Raw genomic sequence first — 11,670 nt, 5'->3', positions numbered from 1 at the left:
GTGCCGCTCAGGGGCTGGCGGTCCTCGCGCCGCTGCGCGGTTCCTTCACGTCATTCGCCTGCCTGACGGACCGCCGGGGATGGCACATCCTGTGCCGCCCCGCCTTTCGCCCGCGTCCTGCGGGCTCTCCTGGCTAATGTTCAGCGCTGCGGATTGCCTGCCCCTGATCGGCCACAGCCTGCTCTGTGGCTTCAGTGCGTGCTGTTAAAGGGCACAAAAGTGGAGGCCTGAGCGCCTCTGCTGCTCAAAGTCGGGTCACCCCAAGCGCGGCTGCCTGCTGTTCAATGCGGATAATCGTCTGATAATCCTCGCGCTGCAGCGGGCTGAAGCCGCTAATCAGGCTGGCTGCACAGACTTCCCGCCACGCCGGATCGGTCACCAGTTCGCCCAGCACCGCCTGAAGCGTCTCGCGCTGTTGCGCGCAGGTCGCGGCAGAGGTGATCAGCGGCAGCCCGGGCGCAGGCGGGGTTTCGCCAATAATATGCAGTCCCTGTAACTCCTCCGGCGCATATCGGGCGATCAGTGCCCAGCTGACACAATCAATCGCCGCGATATCGGCCTGATGCTGACGCACCGCCGCCAGTGACTGACGATGCCCGCCGCTCAGCACCAGCCTTGAAAACATCACGCCCTGCTGTGCCGCCACCAGACGCAGCGCGTTATAGCCAGAGTGCGAATCCACGCTGTTAGCCACCGCCCGACGCGCATGAAAGTCGCTCAGCGTCGCGCCCTGATCCCGCGCCACCAGCCAGCTACGATAATCGGGACCGCTGCAGCCTGGCGCGCTGTAGTGAAACGTGCCGACCAGCTGCACCGCGGGTAGCCGCGTCACCAGCGGATAGCCGCAGGTCTGGCTCAGCAGCAGCCGATCGTCCTGCCAGTGGGCCAGCAGATCGTCGGGCCAGATCGGCTGTGCCGCTGTGCCGTGCTGCGCCAGCAGGGTCACGATGGCCTGGCTGAGCGCCACGGTGGTTAGGCGATCAATGTCATACATCGGTAATGCCAGCAGGTCAGTCATGGCGTGCCTCTTCTGAACGCCCCGGATGGGCATTGACTCCGACCGGTCGCGCCCAGAACTGACGCAGCCAGACCCGGTAGCCCGCCACGCGAAAACCGTGATTACGCTGATAGTAGCGCTCGCGGTCATGCAGATAGAGGCGGCGCAGGCCATACCAGGGCACGCCGGGCAGATCGTGATGCACTGAATGGTAGTTCAGATTCAGAAACAGGATGCGCCAGGGCAGCGCCGCTTCATTGTTGACCGAACGCGCCAGCGGATCGTCAGCCGCGCGATGCTCGTAGAAGGAGCGCACTTTGGTCAGCGCCAGCGCCGGGTAGCTGACCGCCAGCAGATACCACAGCGGGGAAAAACCGCGCTGGGCCATCCACCACAACAGCAGCGCCAGCAGGGTGCCGTGCAGCAGCCACATCCCAATCGCGGCCCGATCGCCGCCGCGTATCGCCCGCCACATCGCCCGGAAGGTACCGACGATATCCAGCAGCGGACCCAGCAGCAACCGGCCAAAAAAAGTGTTCCGCAGATGGATCAGCTGCTGCTGCCACGGCGACAGCTGCGCCCAGCGTGCGGCGGAGAGGTAGTAACTTTCCGGATCGTCATCCGGTTCGGTCAGGGTGTGATTACGGTGATGGGCCAGATGGGAATCGCGGTAGAGGCCAAACGGAAACCACACCGCCAGCGGCAGAGTACCAAACAGCTGATTGACCCGCGGCCAGCGCGTCGGATGCCCGTGGATCAGCTCATGCTGCAGCGACATGTACCAGGCGGTAAAGCCAGTCAGCAGCAGCGTAGCGGGCAGCCGTCCGAGCATCTGCCAGTTGAGCAGCGTACCGAACCAGCCGCCATAGATAGCGATGATCAGCAGCCAGGTCGGCAGTTCGGTGCGCCACAACGCACTGCGCGACAGCTGTTGCAGCAGGGCGCGCTGCTGCGGATGAAGGTAACCGGCACGGCTTTTTTGCATGATCAACCTGGCAGAAGAGGAACAGGCAGCCACAGTGAAATAAACGCGGCGCAAAGACAAAGACGTTATTTTTCTTAGCTATGTCGAAAATCCTGAATATGGCGCTGAAAGATATTGACTATCAGTGGCGACGACGACGGCGTAACCTTTGCTTATCGAAAATCGCCTCAGCATGTGCGGGTTAGCGTTGCCCGCCAGGAGAAGTAACAGATGAAAAAGATTGGCTTTTTATCCTTCGGTCACTGGACACCCTCTTCACAGTCAGCCACCCGATCGGCGCAGGATGTGTTACTGCAATCGATCGACCTGGCGGTGGCGGCCGAAGAGCTGGGCGCAGATGGTGCCTACTTCCGCGTGCATCATTTTGCCCGCCAGCTGAGTTCCCCGTTCCCGCTGCTGGCGGCGGTGGGTGCCCGAACCAAAAAAATTGAGATCGGCACCGGCGTGATCGACATGCGCTATGAGAATCCGCTCTATATGGTGGAAGATGCCGGTTCAGCCGACCTGATTTCCAACGGTCGTTTGCAGCTCGGCCTGAGCCGTGGTTCGCCGGAACAGGTGGTGGATGGCTGGCGCTATTTTGGCTTTGAGCCAAAAGCGGGGGAGACCGACGCGGATATGGGACGTCGTCATACCGAAGAGTTTCTGGAGGTGCTACGCGGTGAAGGTTTTGCTAAACCTAATCCGCAGCCGATGTTCCCGAACCCGCCGGGTCTGCTGCGCCTCGAACCGTTGTCAGAAGGGCTGCGTGATCGCATCTGGTGGGGCTCTGGCTCCAATGCCACCGCAGAGTGGGCGGCAAAAATGGGTATGAACCTGCAAAGTTCGACCCTGAAAGATGATGAAACTGGCGAGCCCTTCCATATTCAGCAGGCGAAGCAGATCCGCGCCTACCGTGAAGCGTGGAAAGCCGCTGGTCATCAGCGCGAGCCACGGGTTTCAGTCAGCCGCAGCATCTTTGCGCTGGTGAATGACATGGACCGCGCCTACTTTGGCCGCAGCGGCAGTGACCAGGATTCGGTGGGTTTCCTCGACGAAAAAACCCGCGCCATCTTTGGCCGCAGCTATGCCGCTGAGCCGGAGCAGTTAATTAAGCAACTGGCGCAGGATGAAGCGATTGCTGAAGCCGATACGCTGCTGCTGACCGTGCCGAATCAGCTGGGCGTGGCGTATAACGCGCATGTGATTGAGGCGATACTGAAATATGTCGCGCCGGAACTCGGCTGGCGTTAATCCCTTCCCCAACACAGCGCCTTAGTAATAAGGCGCTGATTTCCTCTTCAGCAACCCTTCCCGCGTCAGTCGCTTAATGTCTTAATGCACTCCTCAGCGTCGCCACCTGACGGACGGCCCGCGCCGGCTTGTTTCGCTATTCGCATCCCGTGACGTAAATTATCAGTAGTCACTATTTTATTCGTTGCCTCTTCTTTTGCTTATCCGCCCGCCTGTGACCGCGCACTGCGCCGATAACTTTGCGGGCATGACAATCCGCAGGTGCAGAGCCAAAAGTGATCCTTAATCGCTATTTTGTGACCATTGACAATATTGGTCACTTGATAAGAGAATGGCGCGAACTCCCCATTCACTGATAAAGGTCACATATGTTCAGGTTTAATCCTGCCACCGTTGCTCTATGCCTGCTGCCGCTGGCACTGGCTGCCTGCCATGACACTGCCCGTGATGACGATCCGCGCAACCAGCCGCCTCAGGTCCGGGTCGCAAAGGTGGTCAGCGCCACTGACGCCGCACGCGCCTTCAGTGGAGTGGTGGTTGCCCGGGTCCAGAGCGATCTTGGCTTTCGGGTATCGGGCAAAATTCTTGAACGTCTGGTGGATAACGGCCAGAGCGTCAGACGCGGTCAGCCGCTGATGCGTCTCGACCCGGTCGATCTGCAGTTGCAGGTCCAGGCCCGGCAGCAGGCCGTTGCCGCGGCACAGGCCCGCCTCAGACAGACCGCGGCCGATCAGGCGCGTTACCGCAGCCTGTTGAGCAGCGGGGCGGTCTCCGCATCGGCTTACGATCAAATCCGCGCCGCAGCAGAGACGGCGAAAGCTGAACTGCGGGCGGCAGAAGCGCAGGCGGATGTGGCGCGAAACGCCAGTGGTTATGCGCTGCTGCTGGCGGACGCCGATGGCGTAGTGATGGCCACGCTCGCCGAACCGGGCCAGGTCGTGAGCGCGGGCGAACCGGTGATCCGGCTGGCCCGCGCCGGTCAGCGTGAGGCGCGGGTCGAGCTGCCGGAAACGTTGCGTCCGGCGCTGGGTAGCGTAGCGATGGCAACCCTCTATGGCCGCAATAGTGCGGCGGTGCCGGCCCGGTTGCGGCAGCTGGCGGATGCGGCGGACCCGCTGACCCGTACCTTTGAAGCCCGATATGTGCTGGAAGGGGCGCTGGCCGCTGCGCCCCTTGGCGCGACCGTCAACCTCGCGATCCCCAACAAGGCCACACAGCCTTTGCTGCAGGTGCCGCTGGCCGCGCTCTACGATGCGGGCAAAGGCCCTGGCGTCTGGCAGATTGCCGGGCCGCCCGCCACCGTCGCCTGGCGGCCGGTAAAAGTCATCAGTCTCGGCGATGAGTCGGCTACCGTCAGCGGTGAACTCCAGCCGGGAGAGCCGATTGTAGCGCTGGGCGCGCACCTGCTGCATGAAGGCGAACGTGTCCGTCTCAGCCAGGCTGACGCCGCCGGGAGCCAGCCATGAGTCACGGACGGTTTAACCTCTCGGCGCTGGCGGTACGTGAGCGCGCCATCACGCTGTTTCTGATCATCCTGATTACCGTTGCCGGGGTGCTGTCGTTTTTTGAACTCGGTCGGGCGGAAGATCCGCCGTTTACCGTGAAACAGATGACGATTATCACCGCCTGGCCGGGCGCCACTGCGCAGGAGATGCAGGATCAGGTGGCGGAACCGCTGGAGAAGCGGCTGCAGGAGCTGAAATGGTATGACCGCAGTGAAACCTATACCCGTCCTGGTATGGCCTACACCATGCTGTCGTTGCAGGACAAAACGCCGCCGTCACAGGTGCAGGAGCAGTTCTATCAGGCGCGTAAAAAGCTCGGGGATGAGGCCAGCAATCTGCCTGCCGGAGTGATAGGCCCGATGATCAATGACGAGTTCTCCGTTGTGACGTTTGCGCTGCTGGCGCTGAAGGCCAGAGGGGAACCGCAGCGTCTGCTGGTGCGAGATGCCGAAGCGCTGCGTCAGCGGCTGCTGCATCTGCCGGGCGTGAAAAAGGTCAACATCATTGGTGAACAGGCCGAGCGCATTTACGTCTCCTTCTCACACGATCGACTGGCGACGCTCGGCATCTCGCCGCAGGACATTTTCGCCGCCCTGAATGACCAGAACGTTCTGACGCCAGCCGGCTCCATCGACACTGCCGGACCGCAGGTATTTATCCGGCTGGAAGGGGCCTTCGATAAGCTGGAAAAAATCCGTGAAACGCCGATTGTGGTGCAGGGCAGAAGCCTGAAGCTGGCGGATGTGGCAACGGTCGAGCGCGGTTATGACGATCCTGCCACCTTTCTGGTGCGCAATCAGGGTGAACCGGCGCTGCTGCTCGGCATCGTGATGCGTGACGGCTGGAACGGGCTGGATCTCGGCAAGGCGCTGGCGGCGGAGACCGTCAAAATTAACCAGGCGATGCCGCTCGGCATGTCGCTGACTCAGGTCACCGACCAGTCGGTGAATATCCGCTCGGCGGTTGATGAGTTCATGGTGAAGTTTTTCGTAGCGCTGCTGGTGGTGATGGTGGTCTACTTCGTCAGCATGGGCTGGCGCGTCGGTGTGGTGGTGGCGGCCGCGGTGCCGTTAACCCTGGCGGTGGTATTTGTGGTGATGGAGGCCTCCGGGAAAAACTTTGACCGGATCACGCTGGGCTCGCTGATACTGGCGCTCGGGCTGCTGGTGGATGACGCGATCATCGCTATCGAAATGATGGTGGTCAAAATGGAGGAGGGCTACGATCGGGTTAAAGCCTCCGCCTATGCCTGGAGCCACACCGCCGCACCGATGCTGGCCGGGACGCTGGTCACCGCGGTGGGCTTTATGCCCAACGGATTCGCTCAGTCGACCGCCGGTGAGTACACCAGCAACATGTTCTGGATTGTCGGCATTGCGCTGATCGCCTCATGGGTGGTGGCGGTGGTCTTTACCCCGTATCTCGGCGTGAAGATGCTGCCAGCCATCAAAACCGTCGAGGGCGGCCATGCGGCGATCTACAACACCCGTCACTACAATCGCTTTCGCCATCTGCTGACGCGCGTAATTGCCCGCAAATGGGCGGTGGCGGGCGCGGTGATTGTGCTGTTTGTGGCGGCGGTGTTCGGCATGGGACTGGTGAAAAAACAGTTCTTCCCGACCTCCGATCGTCCGGAAGTGCTGGTGGAACTTCAGTTGCCCTACGGCAGTTCCATTGAGCAGACCGCGGCGGCCACGGCAAAAATCGAAACCTGGCTGAAAAAGCAGCAGGAGGCGAAAATTGTCACCGCCTATATCGGCCAGGGACCACCGCGTTTTTATCTGGCGATGGCACCGGAACTGCCCGATCCTTCGTTTGCCAAGCTGGTGGTGCTGACCGACAGCCAGCAGGCGCGTGACGCGCTGAAGTTACGGCTACGCGCGGCCGCGGCCAGCGGTCTGGCTCCTGAGGCGCGGGTGCGCGTCACTCAGCTGGTGTTTGGCCCCTATTCACCTTATCCGGTGGCCTGGCGGGTGATGGGACCCGATCCTGCACGGCTGCGGGTTATCGCCAGCCAGGTGGAAGCGGTACTGCAGGCCAGCCCGATGATGAGAACGGTCAATAGCGACTGGGGTTCACAGGTGCCGACCCTGCATTTCTCGCTCAATCAGGACCGTTTGCAGGCGGTGGGGCTGACCTCCAGCGCCGTGGCCCGCCAGCTGCAGTTTCTGCTGTCGGGCGTACCGATCACTGCGGTGCGGGAAGATATTCGTTCGGTGCAGGTAGTCGGACGGGCGGCCGGCAATATCCGGCTCGATCCGGCGCGGATCGGCGACTTTACCTTGATGGGCGCGGCGGGCCAGCGTATTCCGCTGTCACAGATTGGCGAAGTTAAGGTACAGATGGAAGATCCGCTGCTGCGGCGGCGCGACCGCACGCCGGTGATCACCGTGCGCGGCGATATCGCTGATGATTTGCAACCGCCGGATGTCTCAGCCGCCCTCGGCAAACGCCTGCAGCCGATCATCGCATCGCTGCCGGAAGGCTACCGGATCGAGCTGGCGGGCTCGATAGAGGAGTCGGGAAAAGCGACCCAGGCGATGGCGCCGCTGTTCCCAATCATGATCGCCATCACGCTGCTGATTATTATTTTGCAGGTGCGATCCATGTCGGCAATGGTGATGGTATTTTTAACCGCTCCGCTTGGACTGGTCGGTGTGGTGCCGACGCTGCTGCTGTTTAATCAGCCGTTCGGCATCAATGCGCTGGTCGGGCTGATTGCGCTGTCGGGGATTCTGATGCGTAACACCCTGATCCTGATTGGTCAGATTCACCACAATCAGCAGCAGGGGCTGGCCCCGTTTGATGCGGTGGTTGAGGCGACCGTGCAGCGCGCCCGACCGGTGCTGCTTACGGCGATGGCGGCCATTCTGGCGTTTATCCCGCTGACGCACTCGGTATTCTGGGGCACGCTGGCCTATACCCTGATTGGCGGTACGCTGGGCGGCACCATTATCACGCTGGTCTTCCTGCCGGCGATGTATGCCATCTGGTTCCGGATCCGTCCGGTAGCGGAGTAACCGGCGGGCGGTGAAAGCCGCCCCTCTGAACATCCTGCGCTACGCCGTGCCTGTTGACAGGCGCGGCGCTTTTCATCGTTAAAACCTTTTCAGCTAAGCATATTCAAAGGAGCAGGCTATCAAAGGTATAGGGTGAGACAGGTGTGCCTTTTTCAAAAGCCACTATAGAGTAGCGCTGAGAATACATAAAAGAGGTGTGACCATGAGCAATTCTGTTGATGAAGATGCAAAAGATGCAAAGCCTATTGTCGAAGCCGATCGCGAAGCGGCGGCGGGTAAATGTCCTTTTCACGCAGGAAAGGCAAACCAGACATCAGGCGGCGGCACGACCAGCCGTGACTGGTGGCCTAACCAGCTGCGTGTCGACCTGCTGAACCAGCACTCATCCCGCTCTAACCCATTGGGCGAGTCGTTCGACTACCGTAAAGAATTTGCCAAATTAGACTACGCTGCGCTGAAAGCCGATCTCAAAGCCTTGCTCACCGAGTCACAAGCCTGGTGGCCTGCCGACTGGGGCAGCTACATCGGTCTCTTTATCCGTATGGCCTGGCACAGCGCCGGCACCTATCGCGCCGTTGATGGTCGCGGTGGTTCAGGACGCGGTCAGCAACGCTTCGCCCCGTTAAACTCCTGGCCGGATAACGTCAGCCTGGATAAAGCGCGCCGTCTGCTGTGGCCGGTGAAGCAGAAGTATGGTCAGAAGATCTCCTGGGCTGACCTCTATATCCTGGCGGGCAACGTGGCGCTGGAAAATTCCGGCTTCCGCACCTTTGGTTTTGGTGCCGGACGTGAAGATGTCTGGGAACCGGATATGGATGTCAACTGGGGCGATGAAAGCACCTGGCTGGAACACCGTCACCCGGAAGCGCTGGCGCAGTCACCGCTGGGCGCGACCGAAATGGGGCTGATCTACGTCAACCCGGAAGGCCCGGAACACAGCGGCGATCCGGCTTCGGCTGCCCCGGCCATACGTGCCACCTTCGGCAACATGGGCATGAACGATGAAGAGATCGTCGCCCTGATCGCCGGTGGTCATACGCTGGGCAAAACCCACGGTGCCGGTTCGGCCGACCACGTTGGCGTTGACCCGGAAACCGCACCGCTTGAAGCACAGGGCCTGGGCTGGGCGAGCAGCCACGGCACCGGCGTTGGTGCTGATGCGATTACCTCAGGTCTGGAAGTGATCTGGTCGCAGACGCCGACCCAGTGGAGCAACTACTTCTTCGAGAACCTGTTCAAATATGAGTGGGTCCAGACGCGCAGCCCGGCGGGCGCGATCCAGTTTGAAGCGGTCGATGCGTCAGAGATTATTCCTGATCCGTTCGACCAGACGAAGAAACGTAAACCGACCATGCTGGTTACCGATCTGACCCTGCGCTTCGACCCGGAGTTCGAGAAAATTTCGCGTCGTTTTTACAACGATCCGCAGGCATTCAATGAAGCCTTTGCCCGCGCCTGGTACAAGCTGACGCACCGCGATATGGGGCCGAAAGCGCGTTATATCGGTCCGGAAGTACCAAAAGAAGATCTGATCTGGCAGGACCCGCTGCCGGTACCGGTTTACCATCCGACCGGCGCCGACATCGCCCAGCTGAAAGAGAAGATTGCCGCCGCGGGCCTGAGCGTCAGCGAACTGACCTCGGTGGCGTGGGCGTCAGCCTCTACCTTCCGTGGCGGTGACAAACGCGGTGGTGCCAACGGCGCGCGCCTGGCGCTGCTGCCGCAACGCGAGTGGGACGTAAACGCTATTGCGGTCCGGGTGTTGCCGACGCTGGAAGCGCTGCAGCGTGAATTTAACAAGGTTTCGCTGGCCGATCTGATTGTGCTGGCCGGTGTGGTCGGGGTTGAGCAGGCGGCGAAAGCGGCTGGCGTTGAGATTGAGGTGCCGTTTATTCCGGGCCGGGTCGATGCGCGTCAGGATCAGACCGATATCGAGTCGTTTGAGTTGCTGAAACCTCGCGCCGATGGCTTCCGTAACTACGGTCGCGGCTACGGTAAAACCACCACCGAGAACCTGTTAATTGATAAGGCCCAGCAGCTCACGCTGACGGTGCCGGAATTAACGGTGCTGATTGGCGGAATGCGCGCGCTGGGCACCAACTACGACGGCAGCCAGCACGGCATCTTCAGCCGCCGCGTCGGGGAACTGAACGCCGATTTCTTCGTCAATCTGCTGGATATGCGCATTGAATGGAAAGCGGTTGATGGCTCCAGCGAACAGTTCGAAGGTCGCGATCGCCTGACCGGTGAAGTCCGCTTTACCGCTACCCGCGCCGATCTGGTGTTCGGCTCCAATGCGGTATTACGCGCCTCGGCGGAAGTCTATGCCAGCAGCGATGCTAAAGAGAAGTTCGTTAAAGACTTCGTTGCAGCCTGGACCAAAGTGATGAACCTCGATCGGTTCGAACTCTGATCGCCCGCTGTTAACGGTTGAAAGCAAAAACCCGCTGAGTGATAAGCGGGTTTTTTATTTTTCAAAGCCTGATGGCTCAGCGAGCGGGCTCGCCAGGCTGACGCTGGAGTAACAGCGGATCGTCATCTAACACCAGCGTGTCACGCAGCGCCCAGCCTTTGAGTTTACCGGGATTGAGTAACCCGTCTGGATCGAGGCACTGTTTAACCGACACCACCTCGGGTTTGATCTCACCCTGTTTGCCCTCTTCAATTTGATAGACATGCGGATTGTTGATCCTGACATCATGAGCGCGGAAGGTGTCCATAATCTCATTCAGCCTTGCTTCGCTGGTATAGCGCACCAGTTGCAGGCCGCTGGCAGTGATATTGCCTTCACCGTCACGCAGGAACTCAATATGCGACATCACTTCATCACCCAACCGGGCGGCCATATCAATAATCTGCTGACGATAACAGGCCGGGTTAAACGCAGTCTGTAAATAGGTCAGCGTGCTGTCTGCCTTCAGCGCGTGAAGCGTGGTGTGGTTCCAGCAATATTCCATCAGTGACGCATTCGCCTCGCGTGCTGCGTCGGCAGGCTGCCGCACCGCGTTGCTGCCGCGATATTTCTCCAGCAGCCCCGTTGCCAGCCGTTCACTTTCCCCGGCAATCAGGCTGATCACCGCGTGCTGACCCGCCTGATAATGGCCATTAAGATGGGTGAAGTAGCCGGGGATCGGCGCGGCAAAGAGTGCCAGCTGACGTTTCACCACTCCTGGTGAACGGGCAAAGGCATTGGCGTAATCCAGCGCATCGGTAAAATCGTCGAACACGTCGAGCCGCTCTATCCAGTGGTGAACCGGGGCCAGCGCCAGCTCAACCTCCAGCACGATCCCGTTGCTGCCGTAAGCGTGATGCAGCAGCAGCGCCTGCGGTGCCGGTATCTGCAAAATGCGCGGTTCCGCCTCCACCGTCATGACTTTGACGCTGAGTACGTTACCGGCTGCGGCCAGCGGGCCATAGTTGATTGAGCCGATGCCGCCGAAACCGCCGCCGTACAGCCCGCCCAGCGTGGCAAGGCGGTAAGTCGAAGGCATACAGCGCAGTTCCCAGCCGGTCGGGCGGGTCAGGGCTTCAATCTCCGCCAGCCGCATTCCGGCCTGCGCCCGCACCACGCCATCACTGAGTTCACACAGCTGATTAAAGCCGGTCATATCAACCAGAATGCCGCCCTCCAGCGGCACCAGCTGGCCATAGTTGCCGGTTGCGCCACCCCGCAATATCAGCGGTAACTGATGCTGTACGCAGGCGCTGACCAGCAGACTCAGCTCCTCTTCACTGCGCGGTTTAACCACCGCATCGGCCTGCTTATCTTCCAGTTGCCGTTTGAGTACCGGGCTGAACCAGTGAAAGTCGCGCGACAGACGTTTAACCTTTGGCGGCTGCAATGTCCAGTCGAGATCGGGAAGTGCCTGTTGTATCAGAGTAAGTGCCTGCTGACGGTGTTCAATGTGCATCGTGTTCCTGCCTGAAAAT

General features: G+C 60.4%; 7 protein-coding genes. 4 read left to right on the top strand and 3 right to left on the bottom strand.

All coding sequences use genetic code 11. From position 1 onward, the window contains the following. Window positions 1-244: 244 nt before the first annotated feature. Window positions 245-1,018 (bottom strand): phosphate/phosphite/phosphonate ABC transporter substrate-binding protein, encoded by a 774-nt coding sequence (locus tag ACX3P5_RS11605; RefSeq protein WP_336755578.1) that lies wholly within the window; start codon window positions 1,016-1,018, stop codon window positions 245-247. Next, window positions 1,011-1,982 (bottom strand): fatty acid desaturase, encoded by a 972-nt coding sequence (locus ACX3P5_RS11600; RefSeq protein WP_458968740.1) that lies wholly within the window; start codon window positions 1,980-1,982, stop codon window positions 1,011-1,013. Before ACX3P5_RS11600 ends, ACX3P5_RS11605 begins: the two co-directional genes overlap by 8 nt. 210 nt (window positions 1,983-2,192) lie before the next feature. On the opposite strand from ACX3P5_RS11600, the gene ACX3P5_RS11595 reads away from it, so the two are divergent. From ACX3P5_RS11595 to katG, 4 genes are all read left to right on the top strand, one after another. Beyond that, a complete protein-coding gene (locus tag ACX3P5_RS11595; RefSeq protein WP_233987691.1) occupies window positions 2,193-3,215 on the top strand; it encodes an LLM class flavin-dependent oxidoreductase in 1,023 nt (340 codons plus the stop codon). 368 nt (window positions 3,216-3,583) lie between these two features. Further along, entirely contained in the window at window positions 3,584-4,681 is a 1,098-nt protein-coding gene (locus ACX3P5_RS11590) for an efflux RND transporter periplasmic adaptor subunit (RefSeq protein ID WP_336755576.1), read from the top strand. Beyond that, window positions 4,678-7,740: an efflux RND transporter permease subunit gene (locus ACX3P5_RS11585; protein ID WP_458968739.1), complete on the top strand. Its 3,063-nt coding sequence runs from the start codon at window positions 4,678-4,680 to the stop codon at window positions 7,738-7,740. The genes ACX3P5_RS11590 and ACX3P5_RS11585 overlap by 4 nt, the downstream gene beginning before the upstream one ends. 202 nt (window positions 7,741-7,942) lie before the next feature. Further along, window positions 7,943-10,153 (top strand): catalase/peroxidase HPI, encoded by a 2,211-nt coding sequence (katG, locus tag ACX3P5_RS11580; RefSeq protein WP_336755574.1) that lies wholly within the window; start codon window positions 7,943-7,945, stop codon window positions 10,151-10,153. 76 nt (window positions 10,154-10,229) lie between these two features. Here the strand turns inward: katG and ACX3P5_RS11575 are convergent, their stop codons facing one another. Beyond that, window positions 10,230-11,651, bottom strand: coding sequence for an FAD-binding oxidoreductase (locus ACX3P5_RS11575; protein ID WP_336755573.1), 1,422 nt, complete (start codon window positions 11,649-11,651; stop codon window positions 10,230-10,232). Window positions 11,652-11,670: the final 19 nt, after the last annotated feature.

It is taken from the genome of Pantoea sp. S-LA4, assembly GCF_054482835.1.
Note: the sequence above shows the minus strand (reverse complement) of the source record. Positions and strands in the feature narration are given on the sequence as shown.